This is a genomic window from uncultured Agrobacterium sp. (assembly GCF_913777885.1).
Classification (GTDB): Bacteria; Pseudomonadota; Alphaproteobacteria; order Rhizobiales; family Rhizobiaceae; genus Agrobacterium.
Genome location: NZ_CAJYTV010000028.1, coordinates 1 through 25294 on the forward strand (window position 1 = coordinate 1; position 25294 = coordinate 25294).

The following is a 25294-nucleotide window of genomic DNA, read 5'->3' on the forward strand; positions in this document are numbered from 1 at the left end:
CACCGTTATACGCAATGATGAGATAATTCGAACAGTGGGCTTGCTCCCTCCTGGCGAGCTAGCGGCCTTCCTTGCCGTCGCCGAGCACGGAGGTTTTCGCGCTGCGTCCCGAGTTCTGGGCCAGACGGCGTCGGCGTTGAGCCATGCAGTCGCCGGACTCGAGAGACGTCTCAAGGTAAAGCTCTTCCACCGTTCGACGCGGAACGTATCGCTGACTGAACCGGGCCGAAGGCTTGCCGAGCGGCTTTTGCCCGCGATCGGGGAAATAGGACGGGCCGTTGAGGAGCTTCACGACCAGGCCGCCTCGCCGTCCGGGCTTGTGCGGATCAACTGCGACGCCAACGCCGCCGAGCAGGTGCTAATGCCGCTGTTGACCCGCTTCATGAAGCTGCAGCCCGCGATGCGGTTTGAGATCCGGTCCGAGGGAAGACTGGTCGATATCGCTGAAGGAGGATTCGATTGCGGCGTCCGCGCGGCCGAACTGGTTCCTGGAGAGATGGTTGCCATCCCGATCGGTCCGGACCAGCAACACATAGTGGTGGCATCGCCCGCGTATCTCGACAATGCGCCACCCGTGGAGAGTCCGTCCGACCTAGCACTTCACCAATGCATCCAGCTCCGCATGGCAGGCGGGTCGATCTACCGCTGGGAGTTTCAGCGGCGCGGCGAAAATGTCGTCGTGGCGACAACCGGCAACCTTGTCGTCGACCAGTCTAGACTTCTCCTTGCGCCGGCTTTGGACGGTTGCGGGCTTGCCTATGTGACGCGGTGGATGGCGGCTGACGCACTCGCGGACGGAAGACTGCGGCAGGTGCTTGCCGACTGGACGCCGCCCTATCCTGGCCTCTGCCTGTACTACCCGAGACATCGCCACCTCGGTACGGGTATGCGCGCGTTTCTAGATTTTCTGAGATCCTCGCAGTCAGATTTAAGCTCTTGATGGGATATGAACCGTCGACACGTTCCTGCGCACCTTGAGGGCGTGAAGAACCGCACACTCGTCTGCTTAATCTAGGAAGTGGTGACGCCGTAGTTCACGCGTGCCGGCGATTCCCACCGAAGGAAGTTGAGCAAACGACCCGTGGAGGATACTTTCCGCTCATCTCTTAACATAGTTTCCGTTGGGTGCGGACCGCTAATGGCTCTTGTTGCTGACGACAATGCGAAAGCCGTTGCCGCGCCAGAAACCGTCCGGCTCCAGACTGCCGCGATAGGTGCAGCACGCTTTCAGCTTTCCGCTGGAAAAGCACCCGCCTCGCAACACCCGCCTGATGGATGGAGCGGCGTCGCGGTCCTCGCGCCCATCATTTAACCAATACGGATATCGGAAGCTCGGCGTCGCCATATCATCGCCCCATAAGGTGGTACACCATTCCCACACTTGGCCAGCCATGTCGTAACAGCCATATGGCGAGCGGCCTTTTGGAAAAAGACCTACAGTACAGGTATCGTTGAAACCGGTTTCTTCGGAGTTGGCGACGTCATCTGCCCAGAGATGGCCCCACGGATAGACGACCGCCGCCCCTTCTTCCATCTGGTCGCCCCGCGCGGCACGTTCCCACTCAGGTTCGGTTGGAAGGCGCACGATCTCGTCGGTCCCGATACGCCCATGAGATCGCCACTTTCCGGTGAGCCAATCGCAGTAAGCTCGCGCATCGCGCCGCGTCAAATCCGTTGCCGGGGCCGATTGCCTCTCCGCGTTGGAGCGATCTTGGCTTTGCCACAGGCGCCCGGTCTCTTCTATGAAGCCCGCATAGGCACGGTTCGTAACGGGATAAAGACCGATCTTGAATCCCGCCACCTCGACGCAGTGTGGCGGAGCGGAGTTTGGATGCGTTGAAGAGCCGAAGGTGAATGTGCCGCCCGGAACGTCCGCCAAAGCTTCTAGATCCCGGGTATCGCCCCAACGCGAAACGATGCGGCCTGCCACCTCCCGCTCTGCCGCGCTGAGAAGACCCCGCTCGATGATATCGAGAAGATGCGGCATGATCTTCTGTTGCAACGGGCTCTGCCCACTCAGCAATCCGGCTGACAAAAGCACACCGCGGAGATCGCCACTGGCGACCAAGGCTTCGATAAGACTGCCACTCGTGAATTTTGCATTGAGACGCGCCGCAAGGCTTAGAACGACCGGCGTCCACAGATCAGGGTCCTTAGTGAACTGCGAGGCGGCGATCTCGGGCGCCTTCTCGGCGAGATATCGTGCGGCGAGCAATTGTCTGGCGCGAACAACCGGGAAAAGGCCTCCATCATCTGAGTGGCCAGCCACGGAGTCGTAAGCCAGACCGCACAGTAAATCTGCGGTCTTTTCGTCCTCTGTGAGCTTTTCGAGCCAACGATCAACGATGCCTTCAGTTGTATCCTCTTGCCCGCCGCCCTTCATTGCCATGACGAACTGAGCAGGGTTGGCCGCCCCTTTTGATAGCACGCTTGCATTTCCAGCCGGAGCACATCCGGTGAAGCGGGTCACAGCCTGAAGTCTCTGAGTCTTGAGAAAGGGAAGCAGTTCGTGGCGGGCAAATACCGAGGGAAGCGAGATGCGTTTTGCAGCCTGCGATTCGATCAATGCGAGAATGCGCGTCTTCGGATTATGCAGCTGAAAAGCGGCTGCGTCTTCCAGAATGACAGACGCTTCCCGCCCTGCCGCCTCTACACCATCGAGAATGATGAGCAATGCCTCATCCGGTTCCTGCAAGGCGCTCAAATCCGGCGCGGCGTGAGCAAGCTGAGTGTAAAAACTCAAGCCTGCCGTGACCTTGACGAAAATCGGCAGGACTTTCCCTATGCCCCATTCTTCAGGGTGAACCGCGCCCTGATCGTTACGGACAACATCATTTTTCGGGATGTCGCCTTGGGCAAGGGAGAAGGCCAGATGCTTGGCGAACGTGCTCTTGCCGCTCCCCGTCTCGCCGATCAGCGCAAGTGTCGCGTTATCGCGCACAAGTTCCAGCGCAGAGAAATAGACGGCAGGCTCGGGCTCGGCTTGATCCTTCAATTTGCGTAAGCCCTTCGCGGCCTTGTCTTCAAAGCTGAAGTTCACGAGCAATGGGATATAGCCTTGCTCAAGGGTCGCGACTGCGCCATTCGGCAACGATAGAAGCGGCTCCTCCCCGAAGGCTTTCGTGTTTATCAGCAGTTTCGCGCGTAAAGAGGCTTTGTCGTCTTTTGTATCGGTCATAATCAGAACAGCTTTGCAATATCCGGGCTATGAAAGCGCTGGATTTCGATGGCGTAACCAGCGGGATCTTCGAAGAAGAAATGGTCGCAGAACCGACCGCGCAACAGTTCAGACTGGCCTTTGACGCCGGCTTCCGTCAACCGCTGGTGCCAGCCTTCGACATCCTGCGCGACGATCGTCAGTAGAACAGCACTGTTTGCCTGATGCTTCAGGTGGCCACGATTACCGTCAACGATGCCGAAATAGCACTTGCCCGCGATACGATATATCCGCGCCAGTCCCTGATCGAGCACCAGTTCGAAGCCGAGAACATCTTCATAGAATGGCACAACGGACATGATGTCATCGTAATAAAAGAAGGTGATCGAGTAATTTTTTTCCAAGTCATGCGTCCTTTAGAAAATGTTGAGTGTGCCTTTGTGGTCGATTGACAGGCCACGCTGATTTTTTCGCGCTGCAAACACATCGACCGGATGGACGAGATAGAGCCAGGGCGGATTTTGCTGCAGACGCCTGAGGCACCTGGCATAGGCCCGGGCCCGATCAGAATTCTCGGCCGTCTCGTTTGCGGCGGCAATCAGGGCTTCTGTCTCGTCGTCATGATATCCCTGCCACCAGACAGCCTTGGTAGCGCTTGAAATCTTGTCGTTCAGAATGCGGTAGGTGCTATGTGGCGAGGAGTCAAAAATCGCCATGTCGCCCATCTCCTTGCGTCCGATCTGACGGGCATATTCAGGTCTGTCGAGTTCTGTTTTAATGCTCACCTTCAAGCCCACTGCCTCAAGCGACTCCGCGACAAATCGACTGATTTCAGGTGCTCTCTCGGGCATGAAGGTGGGCGTTCGCAGCTCGATTTCGGCACTTGTATCCAGACCGTCTAGCAGGCGTCTCGCCTTTTGCCGATCGAACGGAATGGGCGAAAGGTTGGCTTGGACGGCTCCCATATGAAAGGGACTGACGACTGTGGATGATGGAACTGCGAGGCCATGGAAGATACCATCTGCAATCGCTTGGCTATCCACCGCATGATTGACGGCGAGCCTAGCTGCGGGCGACTGAAAAATGCCCTTGCTGCAATTCAGGTAATACATCACCGACAGAGTGTTGACCGCTTTGCCCCACTGATAGTCCGGAGAAAAATCCAGAGCTTTGTCAACGCGCTCCAGATTGGAGGCAGCATCGACGTAGCCCGAGCGCAATTGCTCGTAGCGCATATCGGCGTGTTTCTCTGCCAGCGCGAGGATACGATCAGGGCCGCTTGCGCCATTGGTCTTCTCGAGAAGAACGTTTTTCTGCGGCTCATAGTCGGACACACGATAACGGCCCGTACCAAGAACCGGACGGCCATTTGCATCGAGCCGGCAGATATAGAACTCGGAAAAAATATCGACAATGTCGGCGATGGGCTTCGGATTGCTGACACACAGGATGGCATCGCTATCGGCAGAAATGCGCGCATCTTTCAGGTAACGGGCGTAGGACCATTTCATTCCAAACGTATCGACCGCATCCAGGATACCATTGAGGAAGGAGATGATATCTTCTGCCACACATCGCTTGCCGTCATGGAAGACCGCACCTTCGCGAATGTGGAAAGCCCAATTACATCCGTCTTCCGTATGGGTCCAATGCGAAAACAGGCCTGGCGAAACGGACCCCTTGTCCCATCGCAACAGGGGCTCGAATACCAGGTTCTTCAGCGTCAGCACGCTGGTGTCGTCCGTCACCCGCGTCGGCGGCAGGAAGTCGATTTTTTCCAGACTTATGGTCAACATGGCTGGCTCTACTCAAGCTCACTGCGGCGGCGTGGGTTGAACCAGTCCGCCAGACTGTCACCGATCAGATTGAAGGACAAAACCGCAAACAGGATTGCCATGCCCGGTGCTAGCGCCACCCATGCCGCACTTCGCACATATTGAAGATTGGCGGAGACGTCGGCGCCCCACTCAGCCATAGGGGGCTGTGCACCAAGGCCAAGAAAACCCAGACTTGCCGTCTGCAGGATTGCGCTCCCAAGCGCCAGGGTCGACTGCACCAAAAGCGGACCCAGTCCGTTGACGAAGATATAGCGAAAGAGGATGCGCTGAGGCGGCAAGCCCAATGAGACGGCGGCTTCGACATATGGCTTCACCGAGACGCTCAGAGCCTGGCTTCGCGCAACGCGCGCGAACTGTGGCGCCAGCGTGATCGCTACAGCAAGCATGGCGTTTTGCAGGCTTGGGCCGAATGCCGCAGCGAGCGCAATGGCCAACACCAAGGCTGGAAAAGCCAGAATGGCATCGACAATGCGCATGATGATGCTGTCCACCCAGCCCCCAGTAAACCCCGCCAGCATGCCGAAGACCACGCCGATCACGAAGGCAACCGCCACCACGCCGACCCCGATCGTAAGCGTTGCCCGCCCGCCATACATGATCCGTGTCAGCACGTCCCGACCGAACGCATCGGTTCCGAGCCAATGAGCGAATGTGGGACCTTCAAGCTTGTGCAGGATATCGAGCTTCGTGGGCGTATATGGCGTGATCCATGGGCCGATGGTAATGGCACCGACCAATAGCAGCAATGTCAGGAGACCGACGAGCGCCAGCGTGTTGCTTTTCAGAAATAGTAAAAGGTCTCGCATGGCTCTACTTCATCTTCTTGCGCACACGCGGATCCAGAACGCCGTACAGCAGATCCACCACGATGGATGTCAGCACAAAGAGCAGCGCAAAAACGAGCGTAGTGCCCTGAATGACAGGATAGTCCCGGTTCTTGATGGCCTCGAACATGTATCGTCCGATGCCGGGCCAGGCGAAGATTGTTTCGGTCAGGATGGCGCCGCCAAGCATTTCGGCAAATTTCAGACCTATGACGGTAATGGCTGGCAGCAGCGAGTTGCGCAGGCCATGCCTGAGAATGACATCGCTGCGCCTCAAGCCCTTGGCTTTCGCCGTGCGGATGAAATCATCACCCATGACATCCAGCATCGTGTTGCGCACGAAGCGACCAAGCGTTGCGGCGAGGAAAGCGGCGAGAACGGCTGTCGGTAATATCAAGTGCTGGATGGCGCTCCATGCCGCGTCAAAGTTCCCGGTGACGATACCGTCCAGAACAGCAAACCCGGTTATGCGCTCAGCCGTAATGAACGAGCTCATCCGACCTGAAACAGGCAGCCACCGCAGATAAGTGCCGAAGATCAGCTGGAGAATCAGAGCCAGCAGAAAAGCTGGCATCGAAACGCCGACAAGCGACGCTATGCGGGTGACGTGGTCGAAGATCGAGTTTGGCTGTGTGGCGGACAGGACGCCAAGCGGGATACCGACGATGATGGCTATAATGACCGCGAGAACCGAGAGTTCGATGGTCGCGGGCAGTCGGGAGAGAATTTCATGTGCGACCGGCTGGCCAGTCTTGAGCGAGATACCAAAATCCCCGCCGAAGAGGCCCAAGACATAATGGACGAATTGAAGAATGACAGGCTGATCGAGATCGAGTTGGGCACGGAGAGCCAAAATCTGCTCCTGCGTCGCACCAGGTCCAAGGAGTGTGACGGCCGGATCGCCCGGTATCATGCGAACGAGCGAAAAAACGATGACCAGCACAATACACATCACAGGTATCAATGCGATCAATCTGCGTATGATGAAACTCGCCATCTTCTCGCTTCACTCAATATTGGAGGACGTCATTCCAGACGCTCGACGTCATTCAGGCGTGATAAGAAGGCGGACACCCGAAGCGCCCGCCCACGTGAATTGGATTACTTCTTATAGACTGACCAGTATTCGTTCAGCGGCGGCGCACTGTTGACGACGAGCCCTTCAACGTTGGCGCGCGCAAACACGATCAGCTTGGGGCTGAAGAGATAGGCTGCAGGCACGCGCTTGGCGATTTCCTCCTGAACCTGGAAGTAGAACGCCTTGCGGGCGTCCATATCCGGCGTCTGCTGTGCCTTAAGGATCAGGTCATCAAGCGCCTTGTCCTGCGGCATGCGGAACGTCATGGCGGTATCCGCAAGCGTGGAAAGATAGCCGATGGTTATGTGAGCGTCAGGATCATTGTACCAGGGCTGCCGTCCATCCAAAGCCACGTCGAACTGACCAGAGGTCTGCAGCGCGCGAAGAGCCGGAAATTCGGTTTGCTCGATCGTTGCATTAATGCCGATCTCTGCGAGGTTCGCCTGAACAAAGGTTGCGACCGCGCCCCAGAGCGGGCCTTGGAAGCTGTAGAGTTTGAGCGAGATGGACGATGGATCGACATTTGCCTCGGTAAGCAGCTTCTTTGCCAGTTCCGGATCGTAAGTCGGGGCCAACTCTTTGATTTTAGGATTGAAGGCCCAACTGTTCGATGTCAGCGGTCCATAGACGCGCTCCGCTGTACCTCCGAAAACGCCCTGTAGGAGCCCGTCATAATCGATCGCGTGGGTGATCGCCTCACGAACCTTCACATTGGCGAAGGGACCATCAGTCTTCTTGTTGTTGAACTCAAGCTGACGGATGATCTGACTGGGGCTTTCAATGATCTTTACGTCCTTGTTGGACTTCAGCGCTTCGATATCCTCGGCTGCGATGGCCGAGAGCTGACCTTGCTGCTGAACAATATCGACGCCGCCGCTTTCCAACTCCAACCTGCGCGTGGAGGCATCTGGAATGACGCGGTAGATGATCTTCGAAAGCTTCGGCGCGCCGCGGAAATAATCGGGATTGGCTTCGAGCACGACATTGGTATCCGCCTGAGCAGCCTTGAAGACGAAGGGTCCAGTGCCAACCGGATTTGACGCGAATTTATCACCGAACTTTTGAACTGCGGTCGGGCTGACGATGGCCGACTGAGGCTGCGCCAGGATAGACAGAAACGCCGGATAAGGCGCCGATAGCGTGATTTTGACCTCCGTTGGCGAGACGACGGCAATGTCCTTGATCAGATCGAAGGTCGCTTTTACGTAAGGGTTGGAAGCTTTGGTACGCTCGAGCGAGAACTTCACAGAGGCAGCGTCAAATGGAGTTCCATCCTGAAACTTCACGCCCTCGCGAAGCTTGAAGCTGAACTCCTTGCCATCAGGCGACACCGTCCAGTTGCTCGCAAGTCGGCCTTCGAGTTTGGTGAAATCTGGGGCCGTCCAAGCGACCAAAGTGTCGAACACATTCAGGATAACTTCACTGCCAATGGGCTCGGCCTTGTTAGTTCCTGGCTCAAGACTGACCGGGTCGGATGGCACAGCCACTACCAGGGTCTTCAGTTGTTCCTGCGCATTTGCGACAGCCGCACCCGCCAAAATCGGCAAAGCCACGGCCGCTGCTGTAAATCCCTTCCAGATCTTCATTCGCTTGCCCTTTCCAAGCATGGAGCACCAGCCCCGTTCCCGCGTTCAGCGCGTTCAATCGCACCTTATCTATGTAGTATACTACGAGATATATCAGCACGAGCGCAGCATGTAAAGTAATCCGCCTCGACTTTAAACAGAGAGAAAATTCGCCTATTTTTTGCGCATGGGTGAGAATATCCTGCCCAGATTTCTCAGTCTTCCGTCGCGATCCTGCTTATGAAAGCGGAACGTCAGACCGGAGATGCGCCCGAAACGACAGGCCGGGACGGGTCCGCAACCCAAGCCGACCAGGACCCAGGATACATGGAGGCGCTGACCCCAATCGCCGCGAGCGCCAGCACCGTATGGGCAGCGGACATTCCGGCTCCACAATAAACGCCCACTTCCTTAGAGCCATCCACACCAAGCGCACGGTACATTTCCGTAAGCGTCGCACTATCGGCGAAATTGCCGTAGTCGGTGACGTTGTCTGGCGCTGGCGCACTGACCGCAAGGGGAATATGCCCTCTCGGGGGTTGCCCCTCGACAGTAGGACCGCCGATGTAGTTTGGACGGATGCGTGCATCCAGGAGTACCCCACGCCTCGCGAGCGCAAGAGAGCCATCGGCATCGAGTTCCGGCATGTTGCCAGCAGAGAGGCTGATCTCACTGGCGACGGGCGTCGCAATCGCTTCTGTCACGGGAAGTCCGGCAACCTGCCAAGCGCGAAAGCCACCATCCAGAACCCGGACGTCCGGTAGCCCTGCCCATTTCAGCACCCACCAGGCGCGCGCGGCCGTCATGCTGCGATCGCTATCATAGACGACGATCGTGCTCTGCTTGCGCAATCCCCACTTGCGCGCCTTCTGCTCCAGGACCGCGATATCGGGTAATGGCCGCTGGCCACCTTCGACCGTCGCGGGCGATTGGAAATCGGTGTAGGCTTGGGTATCGATGGCACCTTCAATCCGAAGGCCCTTGAAAGACGGCTCACTTGTGTAGGGATTGATGGAATGGACAGCCAGAATCGTTACGTCTTTGCCTGCCTCTCTAAAAGCTTGAAGCTCGACAGGCATCAGAAGAACGGATTTGCGGATATCATCTGCCATGCCGCGTTTACTCCTCGTGGTATCTGACGTTTCAAGATCCTCCCCCATAAGAACACGCTTGGCAAGTTCAAATATCTTACGTAGTATATTACGAAAGTCCGTTTTTGTCCGGCATGTCATTTCTCGTTTGGAGCAACCTGCGTGTCCATTCTGACCGTTGAAAATCTCACGACATCCTTCCGGCGAAATGGCATCTGGACGCCGGTCGTCAACGATGTGAGCTTTACGGTCAACGCTGGTGAAACGGTGGCTATTGTCGGCGAGTCGGGTTCCGGCAAAAGCGTCACTGCCATGTCGATCATGCGCCTCCTGCCTGAAAAGACTTCACGCGTCAGCGGCAGCGTCAAGCTCGGTGATCGTGAGCTTTTGACGCTCTCCGAGAAGGACATGCAGGACGTTCGCGGCAATCAGATTGCCATGATTTTTCAGGAGCCGATGACTTCGCTGAACCCTGTCATGACGGTCGGCAGGCAAATCGCCGAAGCCATGCGACGCCACCGTCAGATTGGACCAAGCGAAGCCAGGGCAGAAACGATCAAGCTTCTTGACCGTGTTCGCATTCCCTCGTCTGCGAAACGCTTCGATGAGTATCCACATGAACTTTCGGGTGGCACACTACAGCGCGTCATGATCGCCATGGCACTTTCTTGCCGTCCCAAGCTGCTCATTGCCGATGAGCCGACGACTGCGCTCGACGTGACCGTTCAAGCTGAAATCCTGGAACTGATAAGGCTACTGCAGGCTGAAGAGAACATGGGCGTGCTGTTCATTACGCACGACATGGGCGTCGTTGCGGAAATCGCGGACCGCACGCTGGTCATGTTCCGCTCCAAAGTGTTGGAGACGGGCCCCACCAAGCAAATATTCGACAGCCCGGCTAATGGCTATACGCGCGCGTTGCTTTCTGCGGTGCCGAAGCTCGGGTCGATGGCGGATCATCCACAGCCTGCCACCTTCCCACTGGTCGATGTCGAAACGGGCAAGGTGATACCGGAGAGACTGACCTCGCTGCCACTTGAAACGCCAGTTTTGGAAGTTCGCAATCTGGTAACACGATTTGCGGTCAGAACCGGAATTCTCGGTCGCGTCACGTCCCGCGTCCACGCGGTGGAAGACGTATCGTTTGACCTGAAAGCGGGAGAGACACTGGCTCTGGTCGGTGAATCGGGCTGCGGCAAATCCACGACCGGCCGTTCGGTCCTGCGCCTCGTGGAACCCGTCAGCGGCACGATCAAGGTGGATGGTGAAGATGTGAGAGCGATGCCGAGAAAGCGCCTCTCACGAGTCCGTCGCCAGATGCAGATGATCTTTCAAGACCCGTTTTCGAGCCTTAACCCGCGCATGCGCATTGGCGACGCCATTGCTGAGCCGATGATTGCACACGGCATTGCGAGAAAGCGGGAAGCGCATGACAGGGCAATCAACCTTCTGGAAAAGGTTGGACTGAAGCCCGATATGGCAAGCCGCTTCCCACACGAATTTTCAGGTGGCCAGCGTCAGCGCATCAGCATCGCTCGTGCGCTGACGCTCAATCCCAGTCTCATCGTCGCGGATGAGGCCGTTTCGGCTCTTGATGTCTCCATCAAGGCGCAAGTTGTAAACCTGATGCTCGAGATACAGGAGAGGCTGAATGTCGGCTATCTCTTCATCTCCCACGACATGGCTGTCGTGGAGCGTGTCAGCCATAGAGTGGCCGTCATGTATCTGGGAGAGATCGTGGAAATCGGCTCCCGATCGCAGATTTTCGGCAATCCACAGCACGATTATACCAAGCGGTTGCTGGATGCCGTACCGGTTGCGGATCCGCACAGACGCCAGCAGCGCAAACTCAGGATCGGCGCTGAAATCGGCAGCGCTGTTCGGCCCGTCGATTACGTGCCGGAGAAGTCAATCTATCGCGAGGCCGCACCCGGCCATCTGGTCAAGCAAAACTGAAGCATCGCCAGAACATCGGCCTTGATGCCGATAAGCTCAATGCTCCACATGAGGGTTGCATCACATCGCGATCACCGCACGTCGTTATTGCCGAACCACCTGTGGCTTTCGCGCGGCACGCCTTAGAGGGTCAGTCTGACCTGCGAATTGGAGATCAACGCATCCAGCAGCCCTTTGCGCGTATTTTCATTGTGATCCAGCATAGCCTGCTTGGCACTCTCGCCATCACGCTTGCGCAGGAATGCGACGATGCGCAGATGGTCCGCCTCCGTCTCGGGATTAAGGTCGCGAACCCGCGTGCCCATATAGAAGAAGCGGGCACATTCCTCGAGATGGCTGATGACCAGCGAGGCTAGGCGCGTGTTGCGTGATCCTCTCGCGATAGCAGCGTGAAACAACTCGTTGGATGTCACGAATGTCTTGGTGCTGTTATCCTCACCTACAACATAGTTTGCCTGCGCCAATTGATCGAGTGCACCCAATTCCTGCTCCGTCAGGTTCTGAGAGGCAAGCGCGGTGGCTGTCCCTTCCAAAACACCACGAATAGCGAAAAGATCGTTCACGTCCTTCAGTGTTACAGGCGTGACACGATAACCGCGCCTTGGGAACGCCTCCATCAAACCTTCTACACAAAGGCGCCCCAGCGCTTCGCGCACCGGCGTTTTGCTCATCTGAAGCTGTTCGGCTAGCTCCGGCTCGGAAACCTCGACGCCTGGAGCAAGTTCACCGACAATGATGCGCTCGCGCAACGTGACGTAAGCCTGCTCAGTCAGCGATTTCGCCCGCTTTTCCTGAGGGGCAGACCTTTCAGAAATGTTCAAACATGCCTCCATGCGCAAAGCGCGCTGTTTCGTCTTTGTCAGTCATGTGCAGCCTGCGAGTCAAAGCTTTTCAAATCCAGGTTCGTTTTTCCACATCGTGCGAAAGTCGCTTTGACAAGCTTGAGATGCGTAATATACTACGTGGTATATTTTAAATCTGCAACACCATCACGGTGTGCCATGTCGCGGGTGTAGGCGTGTCAGAAATCCTCATCATCAATCCGAACAGCTCGAAGGGCGTCACGCAATCGATGGAGGCGTGCCTTGAACCTGTCCGGGCGCGCTCCTCTCACGCGCTTCATTGCGTTGAGCTGGCAAAATCGCCAGCGGGTATCGAAACCGACGATCACGTTACCCAAGTGATACCGAACATCATTGAAGCCGTATCGACATCGCAGGCTGACGCCTTCATTCTGGCCTGCTTTTCCGATCCCGGCATTGCTGAGGTCCGCAAGCATGTGGACCGCCCGGTCTATGGCATCGCGGAATCGGCTTATCTTGCCGCGCACGCACTGGGCAACAGCTTTGGGATCATCTCGCTTGGACAATCCTCGATCGACCGCCACCTTCGCTACTTGAAGACTCTGAAACTGGATCAACGGCTGGCGGGCGACCGTTCGATCGACAGGACGGTCAGCCAGCTTGTCGCCGCGAACGTGGTCGACATCGTCTCACAAACCGCGCGTCTGCTGCGGGACGAAGACGGCGCAGATGTCGTCATTCTCGGTTGTGCGGGTCTCGGCGGTTACAGAGATGCGCTTCAGCAGAACCTTGGGATCCCGGTCATCGATCCGGTTCAGGCCGCAGCCACCCTGGCCGTCACCCACCTTGATTTGGCATATGGAAGGACAAGACGATGAGCTTCGACCTTATTGTACGCGGCACCGCAGTACTGCCTGAGGGCCCGCTAGACCATGCCTGGATCGGCATCGGCGACGGCAAGGTCCAAGCCATTGGAACCGGCGATGCTCCACCATCTGCCGAACTTCATGACGCGGGCGGCGACCTCATCATTCCCGGCGTTGTAGACGGCCAGACCCACGCATGCTCCTATGGCGGGCTTCCGGGCATTCGCTCCACGACGCGATCTGCAATCGCTGGCGGTATCACGACCATCGTGGATATGCCCTATGACAACCCTGCTCCCCTCAACACAGTCGAGCGCTTGAACGACAAGGTCGAGGCAATACGCGAACACGCGCATTCCCATGTCGCGCTATATGGAACGATTTTGCCGGAGCAAACCACCGACGACATCAAGCCTTTGATCGAAGCAGGTGTGGTTGCTTTCAAGATTTCGACATTCGAAAGCAGCCCGACCCGTTTCCCGCGGATCCCAGCACAGCAGATTCTTGCAACATTTCAGGCATTGTCCGACACGGTCATTCCGCTTGGCGTGCATAATGAGGACCAGGAAATCGTTCGTGCACACATCGCTTTGGCGAAAGCTGCCGGGCGAGACGGGATCGAGGCCCATTCGGAAAGCCGTCCGCCAGCTGCGGAACTGGCGGCAACTGCACAGTTTCTCGAGCTGGGGGCGTCTGCCGGTGCTCATGCCCACATCGTTCACCTGACAACGGCGCGTGGTTTTCAACTCGTCGACAACTATCTGGCGGATGGCTACGCGGCGACCGGTGAATTATGCGTGCATTATCTCTGGTTCGACCCGGACAAGGACGGCCCTGAGCTTGGCGCCAAGATGAAGGTGAATCCTCCCATTCGTCCTGGCCAGATAGATGCGCTATGGGATGAAATCATCGCTGGCCGCGTCGCCTTCGTCAGTTCAGATCATTCCAGTTGGCCAATCGACAATAAGTTCACACCCTCCATCTTCGACGCGGGCGCTGGCGTTCCAGGTCTCGAAACACTTCTTCCCGCCTTCTACACGGCAGCAGAAGCGCGGGGACTGGACGCGCCGCAAATGACGGTCGAACAGCTTTGCGAACGTCCTGCGCGCTTCTTCGGCCTTTGGCCAGAGAAAGGCGCGATCCGCGTCGGCGGCGATGCAGACCTTACTATCCTGTCGCGCGAAAAGACGATCTGGGATTCGTCCAAGGCTCATGACGAACTGAACTGGAGCCCCTTCGATGGCCGTGAATTTTCGGTCAAAGTCGTGCGCACCTATCTTTCAGGCCAACTGGCCTTTGATGGTAACGACGTCGTCAATGAGCCTGGCTCGGGCCACTATGTCCGCCGTGGCCAATCCAACTGGTTTGAATAGGATTCCCGACCATGCCCCTTATCAATTCTTCGACCAAAGGCGTCTTCGTCATTGCCGTTACCCCATTCAACGAGGACGGTTCGCTGGATCGTGCCAGCGTCGATCGAATGGTCGATTTCTATTATGAAAAAGACGCAGATGGTCTGACGATCCTTGGCATGATGGGTGAAGCGCCGAAGCTCACCCAGGCGGAGTCGATAGAGGTCGCACGACAGACGATAAAGCGCTCCGCGGACAAGCCGGTCGTCGTCGGCGTGTCAGCCCCCGGTCTCGCTGCCATCGGCGAATTGACCAAGGCGGTCATGGATCTGGGTGCGGCGGGTGTCATGGTTGCGCCGCCGTCTTCGCTCAAGACGGATGAGCAGATCATCGGCTATTATCGTAACGTCGTGGAAACGGTTGGCGCCGATGTTCCGGTCGTGCTGCAGGATTTCCCGCTTTCGACCGGCGTACAGATTTCATCCAAAACGCTTGGGGTCATTCTCGAGGCACATCCGAGCATTGTGATGGTGAAGCACGAAGACTGGCCGGGACTTCAAAAGATTACCGATCTTCGCCAGGCCGAAGCCAACGGACGCCGACGCACCTCTATTCTCTGCGGCAATGCCGGTGTCTTTCTCACCGAGGAAATGCAGCGTGGTGCAGACGGCGCGATGACCGGCTTCCCCTACCCCGAAATGATGGTCGGCGTCTGCCGTCTCAGCCAGGAGGGCCAGTTCGACGACGCCCAGGATCTGTTCGACGCCTACCTTCCGGTGATGCGCTACGAGCAGCAGCCGGGCCTTGGCCTTGCTGTGCGCAAATACATTCTGATGAAACGCGGCGCGATCGCAAGCGCCGCGCAGCGACGCCCGGGTGCTGCGCTGAGCAAGACCGCGATTGCGGAAGTTGAAAAGCTGATCGAGCGTCAGACGAAAAAACTGGAGTTGTTGAACTAATGGATCTCGGAATCTCTGGAAAAACCGCTCTCGTACTCGGTGCAAGCCGCGGCCTTGGTGCCGCAATCGCTGCCAGCCTCGCTGCTGAAGGCGTGGAGGTCTATGCGGCCGCACGAAATGCTGACAAAATAGAGAACTTGGAAAAGGTGGTGCCTCTGACGGTAGATCTTTCAGACAAGGCATCCGTTGATGCGCTGATCGAAAAGCTTCGCGCAGCCGGCGGCGTTGACATTCTGGTCAACAACAGCGGTGGTCCGAAAGCCGGTCCCGCCCTTGGTCAGAGCGCCGATCACTGGGTATCTGCATTCGAGATGATGGCCACATCGATCTTCACAATTACCGATGCGATGCTTGAGGGCATGATTGAGCGTAAATGGGGCCGCATCATCACCATCGGTTCATCCGGGGTGGAGCAGCCCATTGCTAACCTCGCGCTATCCAACGGCGTTCGCGCAGCCGTCGCAGGTTGGTCGAAGACGCTCGCATCCGAAGTGGGTCAACACGGTGTCACCGTCAACATGATCTTACCCGGACGCATCGACACAGATCGTGTTCGCGAACTCGACGGCATCAAGGCAAAAAACACCGGTGCCGATATCGAAGCGGTGCAAAATGCATCGAAGAAAGACATTCCGATCGGTCGTTATGGCAAGCCCGAGGAATTCGCGTCAGTCGCAACATTCCTTGCCAGTACAAAAGCCAGTTATGTGACAGGCTCCTCCATCCGTGTCGATGGCGGGATGATCAAAGGGATTTAGTGACGATGACCGATTTCGATCTGGTGCATGACCGTCTAGGCACCGGCAGCTCCAAGTGGAGTAAATATCCCGCCGATGTTTTGCCCATGTGGGTTGCGGACATGGATTTTCCAGCAGCGCCGGAGATCATTGAAGCCATCACGCACAGGCTGAAACATCCAATCCTCGGATATGGTGTTGCGAAGGACGAATTGCGCACTGCCATCGTTGAAGACCTTGAAACCAAATATCAATGGACAGTCGCTCCCGAAGAGATAGTTTTCCTTCCAGGTGTAGAGCCTGGTTTCAACATGGCGATGAAGGCGTTTCTGGAGCCTGGCGATGGGATCACTGTGCAGACACCAGTCTATCGCCCTATCCTCAGCGCTCCAAGTCACTGGGGCCTCATTCGTCGCGATGCAGCTCTGACCCCAGGTGTGTTCGGGTGGGAGTTGGAGCTAGAGCCCTTCAAAACTGAGCTTGGAAAGTCAAAGGCATTCCTCCTTTGCAATCCACAAAATCCCACTGGCAAGGTATTTAGCCGAGAAGAACTCACATCAATGGCTGACGCATGCCGGGAACAAGGCGTCTTGGTCATTTCTGATGAAATTCACTGCGAACTTCTCTTCGATAGCCGCCACCACATTCCATTTGCCTCACTGTCGGATGACGCTGCCCAGCGTACCATTACACTCATGGCTGCAAGCAAAACCTACAATATTGCCGGTCTGAAAACTGCCTTCGCCATTATAAAAAATAGGCGCATGCGCGAGACCTTTTCAGCCTCACGGCTTGGTATGGTGGACAGCGTCAATATTATCGGACTTGAAGCGACGCTTGCGGCCTACACGCAAGCTGGTGAGTGGAAAACTGCGATGCTTCGATATCTCGAATCTAATCGAGACTTCCTGTCGGATGAGATCAACCGCCGCTTCCCATCGATCAATGTGATCAAGGCCGAAGGCACGTTTCTTGCCTGGCTGGACTGCACTGCCCTTAGGCTGGAATCTGATCCACAAACCTATTTTCTCGAGAATGGCAAAGTCGGCTTTAGCGCCGGTTCCGAATTTGGCCCCGATTATGCCAATTTTATTCGGCTGAATTTCGCCTGCCCACGCGCAATTCTGGTAGAGGGCTTGGATCGTATCGAGAGAGCGTTGAAAGCTACCAACAGTCGACCCTAACGCCGAGACACTTATCCGGAGGGGACTTCTCCCTCGTCTGGTCCAGCAAGCCAAGCACCGACCGCTGCTCATGGTGCTCGACCTCAGCGAGACGGTCGTCATCCGCTACACACCTCTAAAAAAACCAGCCTGCAAGTTCGTCGCAACATATGCGACAATCATGAGATCGGCGGAAGGCATCGACGCGAAGCAGCGTCGGCTTTTGGCAAGGCCAAATAGCGTCCATTTCGTAAAGGTTCACGCTCAGTGTTGCCGGCAATCAGTCAATATCCCCCGGTTAGGAGTATGCTCTCCCCGGTCATAAAACTGCACGCCTGAGAGGAAAGGAAGATGGCGGCGCCGACTAGTTCCTCCGCCTGTCCTGCACGGCCCATCCAGTTCAGCGTCCGCACGTAATTTTCCCAGCCTTCCGGATCCTCGTCACGACGGTGGGCGTTGCGGTCGGTGTCGATAAGACCAGGGGCAAGTGTGTTGAGCAAGACATTATCACGCGCGTAATCACGCGCCTGGCTTTGAATCAGATTATGCTGCGCAGCCTTTGTCGCTGCGTAGGCGGTAACGATACCTTTTGGTCGAACTTGATTGACCGAACCAATAGAAACCACCCTGCCCCATTTGCGAGCCGCCATACGCGGGAGAACGGCTTGCAGCATCTCCACTGTCGAGCCCAGATTGACCGCCAGCTGAAAGGCAAGATCTTCGGACGTCAGTTCTGAGAGCACGGCGTTGATCTGCGCGCTGGCATTGATCACTAGAATATCGATAGGAGCAATTGCTTCGGCCCGCTCAACCAGATCACGACCGGCACCGGGCTCGGAGAGGTCGCCTGCCAGTTCATGCACTGCACCGCCGCTTGCGGCGATCTGGCGTTGCACGGCTTCAGCAGCTCCTGGCTTCACGCCATGGAGGATGACGCGAGCGCCCGCTCCCGCCAACCCCTGCGCAATGGCGGCGCCGATGCCGCGGCTCGAACCCGTGACGAGTGCCGTACGGCCTTTCAGTCCAAAGACACTTTCGAGCTGCATCTATTTATCCTTTGAAGACAAATATGCCGGCGCCGGTGGTTCCGGGGCGGCAGGAGAATAGTCCGCCGGAGAGCGGCGCGTCGGCAAGCGTGGACGCCGGCAGGCGCGTACGTGCACTTGTGATGAAAAGTGTCGACAAATCTGGCCCGCCGAAAGCGATGCTGGTGGGGCGTGGAACCGGCATATCGATCACCTGATCCAGCTTCCCGCTAGGAAGGTACCGGCGCACCGACCAGCCGTCCCAAATCGCGCACCAGACGCCTCCCTCTGCATCGACAGCAAGACCGTCGGGCCGACCGTCAGCGACAGGGATGCGCGCGAACTCGCGACGGTTCGACAGCGACCCGGTCAATGGGTTGCAGTCGTAGGCATGTATCAGACCAGGGACAGTGTCAACGAAGTAGAACGTCCCCCCATCGGGGCTCCAACCGAGGCCGTTGGAAACTACGATTCCGCTCTCCTTTGGTTCGAAAGCCCCATCGGAATTAATACGATAGAGCGCACCCGTAGGCTTCGATGCATCGATGCGCATCGATCCGACCCATATTGCCCCATCGGGCCCGCATTTGGCGTCGTTCAGACGATTGTCGGCAATGTCCGCCTCCGGGCTGACAAATGGTGTCAGCCGTCCGGAAGCGAAATCGAGCCACTCTAAGCCGTCCTGCGACGCCACGAGCAATCGTCCTCCATTGACCGGGATGACCGCACTGACAAGCTTCCCGGTCTCACAGGTTTCGTTGCGCCCAGTGGCCGGATCAAAGCGGTGCACGGCCGGATGGAGAATATCCACCCAGTACAGGGCTTGTTCCGCTTCGTGCCAGGCTGGGCTCTCCCCCAGCTGGGCACCCCAGGGTAGCGTGCAACTGAGCTCAGCGTTAGGGCGACCCGTTGCTGAACGCGGGCGTGGTCGTGAGCTGATTGCCACTGCCCCGGCTGCGCCTGTGATCCGCCGAGCAGCGGCAATCAGTTCGCGACCAGTGGGATGAATATTGGAGGGATCGAGCCGCGATGACGGCCCCAATGCGACGAGCACGCCCATCGGGGTATTGTCGCGGCCCATAACAGGGGCAGCCACCGAATTTACTCCGGGTAGATGCTCCTCATAAGAAATTGAATACCCTCGCGCCCGCGTCAATGTGAGATCGGCCTGTAGCGCCTCAAGGGTGGTGATGGTTTTGGCTGTCTGCAAGTCGAGCGCCAAGCGATCCAGCAGGGTACGACCAACTGCAGGATCCTGGAAGGCGAGTAGCGCCTTGCCGGGCGCCGTGCAATGAAGCGGAACGCGACGCCCCACTTCGACGCGCACCGAAAGACCATTCGGCGAGCGCTCCGCGAGATACTGCGTCATCGTGCCGTCAAGCTTGCAGAGCGCCACCGTCTCCCCGAGTTCGGCCGCGAGACGCTCGAGTTCCGGCGTTGCCGCAGGGACGAGATCGAAGCTCTCCCAGACCTTGTGGGACATTTCCAGAAAGCGCTGGCCGAGAACATAGGTGCCACGTGCCTCATCCTGGCGGACGAGACCATAAGCGATGAGCGTGCGTAGGATTCGCGCAAAGGTCGGCTTTGGCAGACCAGACGCGCGCAACAGATCCGCAAACCTTAACGGCTCCGGCGCGTCGGCAACCATGTCAAGCAGCGTCAGTCCCTTGGACAGCGCTGCCGTGCCACCCGGCGTCTCCGGTTTCATTGCCCCTGCTCCATCGCGCCTCGCCGCCGCCTTGCGGCCGCCGCGTCGTCCAGCATCCGGTCCATCGTCCATTGCGCTTCAAACCCCAAGGTGTTTCTGATCCGCTCGTTGGACGTATGGTAATAGACGCCGTCGCCGGGAAAATCGACTGTTACGATGGGAAGGCCGGTCAGCGACGAAATCTTCGGCAGAAGCTCCGCAAAATCGACCGGTTCATCGGCACCCAGATTGAAGGTGCCACCTGCGGCCTTCGGATGGTCGAGAGCGAGCAGGATGCCCGCCACCATGTCACGTGTATCGGTTATATGCATGCGGAACGGTCGGCCGTTTTCATTTCGCGCGAGTATATGCGATGGCTCTCCGATATCGTGAGATTGCAGCAAGTCGGCGATGGCTGTGTTTCCAAAACTCAATTGCTGGCGAATACGCGGGCGCAGGAAAAACCGAGGACCGGAAAAGAAACTCTCCTCATCTAGCAGTTCCCCTGCATCCTGCGTGTGAGAGAAACGCAGGATAACGGTTTCCATGCGATTCAGCCGCTGATGAAAGTGGACCAGCTCTTCTCCCAGCAGCTTCGTAAGACCATAGGGCGAATTTGGCCGAAGCGGGTGATCTTCGGTAATTGGTAGGAACTCCGGACGGTTTTCCGGGTACACCTCACCGGAAGAAGCAAAGATGAACCGCCGCACTCCAGCCAATGAGGCCGCGTCCAGAAGCCGACGTGTGCCCTCGACATTGACAGCGAACATGCTGTCGCGATCAGCGGCCAACCAGGACATGAAGGCTCCTAGATGCAGGACATCGCTCACGCCGTCCATGGCTTTGAAAATAGCCTCGGCATCTTCGAGCGAACCAACAATTTCCTCGCCCCCGGTTCCAGACGGCCTCAAATCAAGGCCGCGAACGATGCGGCCCCGTGAGCGCAATGCCGCTACCACGGCGCGCCCGACACGGCCTGCCGATCCGGTGACAAGGATCATAGCCGTACTCCGGTCTTCGCGTCGAAGAAGTAAAGCTGAGCAGGATCGAAACCAAGCCTTAGGGCCTCATTGCCAGGAAGATTGCCGGTGTGCGAGACGCGCGCTATCAGCCCCTTCGACTTACCGTCCTCTCCATCGGCTACCCTTGCGGCTTCGTCGTCGAAGTAAACGTACTTCTCCGACCCCAAACTTTCCACCAGTGTCGGGCGGACGGTGAAAGTCACGGGCGCGTCGCCCAGGGTCAGGTGCTCAGGTCGCAGACCGACAACCACATTGCCCTCACGGGCCTTCGCAGATGGCATGGTGATTGTTTGACCAAACAGTTTTAGCGCACCGTTGTGTAGCTCCGCATTCAGAAAATTCATACCCGGCGAGCCGATGAAACCGGCAACGAAGAGATTGGCCGGATTGTTGAAAAGCTCGTCCGGCCCAGCGATCTGCTGAATGACGCCGCCCTGCATGATAACCACGCGGTCCGCCATGGTCATGGCTTCCACCTGATCATGTGTGACGTAAACTGTGGTGACGCCGATGCGTTTGTGCAAAGCGCCGATTTCGGCACGCATGTGGACACGTAGCTTTGCGTCGAGGTTGGACAAGGGCTCATCCATTAGGAAGGCCTGCGGCTGGCGCACGATAGCGCGACCAAGAGCGACGCGCTGACGCTGCCCCCCGGAGAGGTCCTTGGGCTTACGATCAAGATAGGGCGTTACTTCCAGAATGCGCGCCGCATCGTCTACACGGCGGTCGAGCTCAGCCTTATCGGTGCCGCGCATCTTCAGACCGAAGCCAATATTCTGGCGCACGGTCAGATGCGGGTAAAGTGCATAGTTTTGGAACACCATGGCAATATCGCGGTCTCCGGGCGCAAGATCCGTGACCTCGTTATCACCGATAAAAATTTGTCCCTCGCTGGCCGGCTCGAGACCAGCAAGGATTTTCAGCATTGTCGACTTGCCGCAGCCCGATGGCCCGACCAGCACCACGAACTCTCCGTTCTCGATTTCGAGCGAGAACGGCCTGAGCACATTAAGGGCACCATAAGACTTGCTGACGTTGCGAATGGAAATATTGGCCATGCTTATTTCTCCGCGCCAGCGGTCAGGCCGCCGACCAAATAACGTTCAAGGAACAGGTAGATTGCGATGATCGGCAGCGCGATGAACACGGATGCGGCGGAAATGTCATTCCAGTAGGTGACGTATTCGCCTTGCATCGTGGTGATGCCGAGATTAGCCGTCCAATTGTCCGGCGAGTTGACGAGAAAGGTGCGGGCATAGGCATAGTCGGCCCAACTCAGCACGAAGGCATAGAGTGCGGTGGCGGCCAGACCGGGCGTTGCGATGGGAAGCACAACGCGCACCATCGCGCCAACTGGTGAACAGCCGTCGACCATGGCGGCCTGTTCCAGTTCTTTAGGAATCGTATCGAAATAGCCTTTTAGCATCCATGTGGCGAACGGAATGATCATAGTCGAATGCGCCAGCACCAGCGTCCACAGGCTACCGATCAGGCCGAAGCTGGAGAAGATCGAAAACAGCGGTATGACCAGCAAGGTTGCGGGCAACATCTTCGCCGTCAGAACGAAGAGACCCATAGTCGCGCCGCCCCTCATGGAATAACGCGATAGCGCGTAACCGGCGCTGACCGAAACCAGCATCGACAGCGCCACAGAACCGATGGCCGCCAGCATCGAATTCCAGAGCCAGAGCAGGATAGGTTTTGCGGCCCAGACACGGGCGAATATGTCCCACTGCGCGTCTTCCGGCCAGAAGGTCGGCGGCAGTCGGTATAGCTCATCAGTGGTGGATAGCGCCGTGACGAGAAGCCAGTAGACCGGGAAGAGGATCATGACCAGCGTGAAGATGACGGTCGCGTAGAGAGCAAGGCTCTGTAAAAATGTCCGTTTCATCAAAGCCCCCTCAATAGATCGATTTCGAACGCCGGCCGAGCATCAACAGGCTCGCGACGATGCAGATCACCAGCGTCAACACGCCGACAGCGGCGGCGCGGCCGAAATTGTGATACTGGAAGGCCTGGTCATAGGTCATGATGGACAGCGTCTGCGTCGAACGCAGCGGCCCGCCACCGGTCAGAACCTTGATAATCGAAAAGTCGCGGAACACCCACAGCAGCGTCAGCACCAGCGTCACGCCTAGAACCGGCATCAACAGCGGCATTGTGATCCAGCGGAACCGCTGCCACACACTCGCGCCATCTACCTTGGCGGCCGCGTAATAATCAGCGGGAATGGATTGTAGACCGGCAAGGCACATGATCGACACGAAGGGAAAGCCCTTCCACACCATGGTAATGGCAACGGCCCAAAAGGCCGCCGTGGAACTACTGACCCAAGGTATCATCTGGTCGGTAAAACCGAGCTTGATCGACAGCCAGCCGAACAGGCCAAAGGACGTGTCGAACATCCACGCAAAGATGACAACCGCAATGATCTCCGGCACGGCCCAAGGCAGTGCCATTCCCAGCCGCGCAACGGCTCGCCCCTTGAAGCGATTGTTGGCGAGAAGCGCCGTGCTCAGACCAACGGCAACGCTGCCTGCGGTGACGACAATCACCAGCTTCAGTGTTACCCAACACGCCAACCAGAATTCCGGCGACGAAAACAGCCAATTATAATTGGCAAGGGAGAATGGACGGCCAGCCCCGCCGAGCCGCGGTATCTTGACCTGCTGAAACGACAGGTCGATGGCCAGAACGAGCGGCCAGACGATGATGGCGGCAACCATCAGGACCGCGGGCGCGATCAGAATATAGCCGAGGAGATGTTGTCGGCTAGGACGCGCAAGATCGAAAAACTTGCGACGCCCAGCCTGAACGGGTTCGGTCATGGATGGTCCTCCTGCCGGATGCGAATGGTGGCCAACAGCCCTTCAAATGGGCAATGGCAAAACGACGGGATTAACCCTTAATGGCTTCGGCCTTGGCCTGCATGGTTTTGGCCACTTCTGCCGGATCGAGATCCTGAATGATCATCCTCTGGCTTTCTTCCATCACCATCTTGCTAAACTCATTGTAGAAGAGCTCAAGTCCAGTCGGGATGCGGTCGATCCCCGCATCGGATGCGGCCTTCATCGTCTCGATCAGCACAGGAAAATGTGGGATGGTCTTCTCCACACCCGAGACGTCGGCAGTCGGGCTTGGCGGCGTATTCCCGCCGAGGGTGGCGTAGCTGCGCTGGAATTCTGGTGACATCGTCAACTTGATAAAATCCCATACAAGGGCTTTCTGGTCGTCGGGGATATCAGCCGGCATGGCCAGCACGTTGGATGAACCGCCGAGCGGCGGGTGAAGCGGCGGAGCGACATAAACGATGTCAGCCTTGGCCGAACCCTTTTCGGTTGTACCGTAGAGCCACGGTCCATCGAGGCGCATCGCCATTTTGCCATCGGCAAAAAGCTTGCGCACGTCGCTGGCGCTCATATCCACTGGGCTGACGCCGCTCTTCATCACGGTTTTCCAGCGTGAAAGACCCTCGACCATTTGTGGCGTGTCGATGGTGATGTTGCCATCCTTGTCCGTCCAGTAGGCTCCGGCGTCGAGGATGTAGTTCAGCATCTCTGTCAGATATTGGCCCGGACCGCCCTTGGTTTCATGGCCAGTGCCGAACTGATCGACAATGCCGTCGCCGTTCAGATCTTTCGTTGTCGCTTTCGCAGCGGCCAGGAACTCATCATAGGTCTTCGGAACCGCGACGCCCGCCTCATCTAGAATCTTTTTATTGTAAGCCATCACGAACCCGAAATAGTTGGTCATGATGCAGACGGTTTCTCCATTCCATTCGCATTTTTGCTGTCCGGCCCAACCCTTCATGTCGATGCCGTCCTTCTTCAGCCAAGGATCGAGAGGCTCGAGCCACCCGCTATCGGCAAACATCTGAAACTCGAAAGACGCCAGATGCACGATTTGCGGTGGCTGATTGGCCGCAAAAAGCGTCGTCATCGTATCTGCGTAGGAACTACGCTCAGCTTTGGTGAACTCGATTTTCACGCCCGGATGCTGATTCTCGAAGGCGGCGATGGCGGAACGCCACCATTCGCCGGTACCGGCATCGTCGGTTTGCCAAGAGATGAATTTCAGCACCGTATCAGCCATGGCAGGCGCAAATGCGCCCATTGTCATCAGCATCGCGGTCGCTGTGCCAAGCGCCAGCTTCTTTATTCCTTTGGTCATG

The 25294-nt window shown here is 57.3% G+C and carries 22 protein-coding genes; 7 read left to right on the top strand and 15 right to left on the bottom strand.

Features of this window, described 5'->3' with window-relative positions:
• The coding region (locus tag QZ869_RS21545; protein WP_296107313.1) for a LysR family transcriptional regulator at positions 1–940 on the top strand (940 nt) is incomplete at its 5' end.
• Positions 941–1135: 195 nt separating this feature from the next.
• On the opposite strand, the gene QZ869_RS21550 is transcribed toward QZ869_RS21545, so the two are convergent.
• The 7 genes from QZ869_RS21550 to QZ869_RS21580 form a co-directional block, all read right to left on the bottom strand.
• The gene (locus tag QZ869_RS21550) at positions 1136–3178 is read right to left on the bottom strand and encodes an SUMF1/EgtB/PvdO family nonheme iron enzyme (RefSeq protein WP_296107314.1); all 2043 of its coding nucleotides are present in this window, start codon (positions 3176–3178) and stop codon (positions 1136–1138) included.
• Between the two features lie 2 nt (positions 3179–3180).
• On the bottom strand, positions 3181–3561 hold the full coding sequence (locus tag QZ869_RS21555) for a VOC family protein (RefSeq protein ID WP_296020259.1): 381 nt from the start codon (positions 3559–3561) through the stop codon (positions 3181–3183).
• A 12-nt stretch (positions 3562–3573) separates the two neighbouring features.
• Positions 3574–4953, bottom strand: a complete 1380-nt coding sequence (locus tag QZ869_RS21560) for an ABC transporter substrate-binding protein (protein ID WP_296020260.1) — start codon at positions 4951–4953, stop codon at positions 3574–3576.
• A gap of 8 nt (positions 4954–4961) precedes the next feature.
• Positions 4962–5801, bottom strand: a complete 840-nt coding sequence (locus tag QZ869_RS21565; RefSeq protein ID WP_296086247.1) for an ABC transporter permease — start codon at positions 5799–5801, stop codon at positions 4962–4964.
• Between the two features lie 4 nt (positions 5802–5805).
• Positions 5806–6816, bottom strand: a complete 1011-nt coding sequence (locus QZ869_RS21570; RefSeq protein ID WP_296022449.1) for an ABC transporter permease — start codon at positions 6814–6816, stop codon at positions 5806–5808.
• A gap of 104 nt (positions 6817–6920) precedes the next feature.
• The gene (locus QZ869_RS21575) at positions 6921–8483 is read right to left on the bottom strand and encodes an ABC transporter substrate-binding protein (protein WP_296022452.1); all 1563 of its coding nucleotides are present in this window, start codon (positions 8481–8483) and stop codon (positions 6921–6923) included.
• Positions 8484–8716: 233 nt separating this feature from the next.
• Positions 8717–9574 (bottom strand): sulfurtransferase, encoded by an 858-nt coding sequence (locus QZ869_RS21580; protein WP_296022454.1) that lies wholly within the window; start codon positions 9572–9574, stop codon positions 8717–8719.
• A 141-nt stretch (positions 9575–9715) separates the two neighbouring features.
• Here QZ869_RS21580 and QZ869_RS21585 point away from each other — a divergent pair, with 141 nt between their 5' ends.
• Positions 9716–11509: an ABC transporter ATP-binding protein gene (locus QZ869_RS21585; protein ID WP_296022456.1), complete on the top strand. Its 1794-nt coding sequence runs from the start codon at positions 9716–9718 to the stop codon at positions 11507–11509.
• A gap of 122 nt (positions 11510–11631) precedes the next feature.
• On the opposite strand, the gene QZ869_RS21590 is transcribed toward QZ869_RS21585, so the two are convergent.
• Positions 11632–12330 (bottom strand): GntR family transcriptional regulator, encoded by a 699-nt coding sequence (locus QZ869_RS21590; RefSeq protein WP_296022458.1) that lies wholly within the window; start codon positions 12328–12330, stop codon positions 11632–11634.
• A 197-nt stretch (positions 12331–12527) separates the two neighbouring features.
• On the opposite strand from QZ869_RS21590, the gene QZ869_RS21595 reads away from it, so the two are divergent.
• Genes QZ869_RS21595 through QZ869_RS21615 form a run of 5 tightly spaced genes read left to right on the top strand, consistent with a single transcriptional unit; the run spans position 12528 to position 17410 of the window.
• On the top strand, positions 12528–13190 hold the full coding sequence (locus QZ869_RS21595; protein WP_113327685.1) for an aspartate/glutamate racemase family protein: 663 nt from the start codon (positions 12528–12530) through the stop codon (positions 13188–13190).
• Complete coding sequence (locus QZ869_RS21600; RefSeq protein ID WP_296022463.1) at positions 13187–14551, top strand: amidohydrolase family protein; 1365 nt, start codon at positions 13187–13189, stop codon at positions 14549–14551. The genes QZ869_RS21595 and QZ869_RS21600 overlap by 4 nt, the downstream gene beginning before the upstream one ends.
• An 11-nt stretch (positions 14552–14562) precedes the next feature.
• Positions 14563–15489 (top strand): dihydrodipicolinate synthase family protein, encoded by a 927-nt coding sequence (locus QZ869_RS21605; RefSeq protein WP_296022466.1) that lies wholly within the window; start codon positions 14563–14565, stop codon positions 15487–15489.
• Positions 15489–16247, top strand: coding sequence for an SDR family oxidoreductase (locus tag QZ869_RS21610; protein WP_296022469.1), 759 nt, complete (start codon positions 15489–15491; stop codon positions 16245–16247). The genes QZ869_RS21605 and QZ869_RS21610 overlap by 1 nt, the downstream gene beginning before the upstream one ends.
• A 5-nt stretch (positions 16248–16252) precedes the next feature.
• Entirely contained in the window at positions 16253–17410 is a 1158-nt protein-coding gene (locus tag QZ869_RS21615) for a MalY/PatB family protein (protein ID WP_296022470.1), read from the top strand.
• A gap of 263 nt (positions 17411–17673) precedes the next feature.
• On the opposite strand, the gene QZ869_RS21620 is transcribed toward QZ869_RS21615, so the two are convergent.
• From QZ869_RS21620 to QZ869_RS21650, 7 genes are all read right to left on the bottom strand, one after another.
• The gene (locus QZ869_RS21620) at positions 17674–18435 is read right to left on the bottom strand and encodes an SDR family NAD(P)-dependent oxidoreductase (RefSeq protein ID WP_296022473.1); all 762 of its coding nucleotides are present in this window, start codon (positions 18433–18435) and stop codon (positions 17674–17676) included.
• A gap of 4 nt (positions 18436–18439) precedes the next feature.
• A complete protein-coding gene (locus tag QZ869_RS21625; RefSeq protein ID WP_296107316.1) occupies positions 18440–20122 on the bottom strand; it encodes an SMP-30/gluconolactonase/LRE family protein in 1683 nt (560 codons plus the stop codon).
• Positions 20119–21102, bottom strand: a complete 984-nt coding sequence (locus QZ869_RS21630) for an NAD(P)-dependent oxidoreductase (protein WP_296086253.1) — start codon at positions 21100–21102, stop codon at positions 20119–20121. Before QZ869_RS21630 ends, QZ869_RS21625 begins: the two co-directional genes overlap by 4 nt.
• Positions 21099–22181, bottom strand: coding sequence for an ABC transporter ATP-binding protein (locus tag QZ869_RS21635; protein WP_153312710.1), 1083 nt, complete (start codon positions 22179–22181; stop codon positions 21099–21101). Before QZ869_RS21635 ends, QZ869_RS21630 begins: the two co-directional genes overlap by 4 nt.
• Before the next feature lie 2 nt (positions 22182–22183).
• Entirely contained in the window at positions 22184–23014 is an 831-nt protein-coding gene (locus tag QZ869_RS21640) for a carbohydrate ABC transporter permease (RefSeq protein WP_062597666.1), read from the bottom strand.
• 10 nt (positions 23015–23024) lie between these two features.
• Entirely contained in the window at positions 23025–23951 is a 927-nt protein-coding gene (locus QZ869_RS21645; protein ID WP_296022483.1) for a carbohydrate ABC transporter permease, read from the bottom strand.
• A gap of 70 nt (positions 23952–24021) precedes the next feature.
• Entirely contained in the window at positions 24022–25293 is a 1272-nt protein-coding gene (locus QZ869_RS21650) for a sugar ABC transporter substrate-binding protein (RefSeq protein ID WP_296022486.1), read from the bottom strand.
• Between the last annotated feature and the right edge of the window lies 1 nt (position 25294).

Coding starts and splice junctions, on each gene's coding strand:
- QZ869_RS21550 (WP_296107314.1), bottom strand. CDS start 3,178: ATGACCGATACAAAAGACGACAAAGCCTCTTTACGCGCGAAACTGCTG.
- QZ869_RS21560 (WP_296020260.1), bottom strand. CDS start 4,953: ATGTTGACCATAAGTCTGGAAAAAATCGACTTCCTGCCGCCGACGCGG.
- QZ869_RS21565 (WP_296086247.1), bottom strand. CDS start 5,801: ATGCGAGACCTTTTACTATTTCTGAAAAGCAACACGCTGGCGCTCGTC.
- QZ869_RS21570 (WP_296022449.1), bottom strand. CDS start 6,816: ATGGCGAGTTTCATCATACGCAGATTGATCGCATTGATACCTGTGATG.
- QZ869_RS21575 (WP_296022452.1), bottom strand. CDS start 8,483: ATGAAGATCTGGAAGGGATTTACAGCAGCGGCCGTGGCTTTGCCGATT.
- QZ869_RS21580 (WP_296022454.1), bottom strand. CDS start 9,574: ATGGCAGATGATATCCGCAAATCCGTTCTTCTGATGCCTGTCGAGCTT.
- QZ869_RS21600 (WP_296022463.1), top strand. CDS start 13,187: ATGAGCTTCGACCTTATTGTACGCGGCACCGCAGTACTGCCTGAGGGC.
- QZ869_RS21605 (WP_296022466.1), top strand. CDS start 14,563: ATGCCCCTTATCAATTCTTCGACCAAAGGCGTCTTCGTCATTGCCGTT.
- QZ869_RS21610 (WP_296022469.1), top strand. CDS start 15,489: ATGGATCTCGGAATCTCTGGAAAAACCGCTCTCGTACTCGGTGCAAGC.
- QZ869_RS21615 (WP_296022470.1), top strand. CDS start 16,253: ATGACCGATTTCGATCTGGTGCATGACCGTCTAGGCACCGGCAGCTCC.
- QZ869_RS21620 (WP_296022473.1), bottom strand. CDS start 18,435: ATGCAGCTCGAAAGTGTCTTTGGACTGAAAGGCCGTACGGCACTCGTC.
- QZ869_RS21625 (WP_296107316.1), bottom strand. CDS start 20,122: ATGAAACCGGAGACGCCGGGTGGCACGGCAGCGCTGTCCAAGGGACTG.
- QZ869_RS21630 (WP_296086253.1), bottom strand. CDS start 21,102: ATGATCCTTGTCACCGGATCGGCAGGCCGTGTCGGGCGCGCCGTGGTA.
- QZ869_RS21635 (WP_153312710.1), bottom strand. CDS start 22,181: ATGGCCAATATTTCCATTCGCAACGTCAGCAAGTCTTATGGTGCCCTT.
- QZ869_RS21640 (WP_062597666.1), bottom strand. CDS start 23,014: ATGAAACGGACATTTTTACAGAGCCTTGCTCTCTACGCGACCGTCATC.
- QZ869_RS21645 (WP_296022483.1), bottom strand. CDS start 23,951: ATGACCGAACCCGTTCAGGCTGGGCGTCGCAAGTTTTTCGATCTTGCG.
- QZ869_RS21650 (WP_296022486.1), bottom strand. CDS start 25,293: ATGACCAAAGGAATAAAGAAGCTGGCGCTTGGCACAGCGACCGCGATG.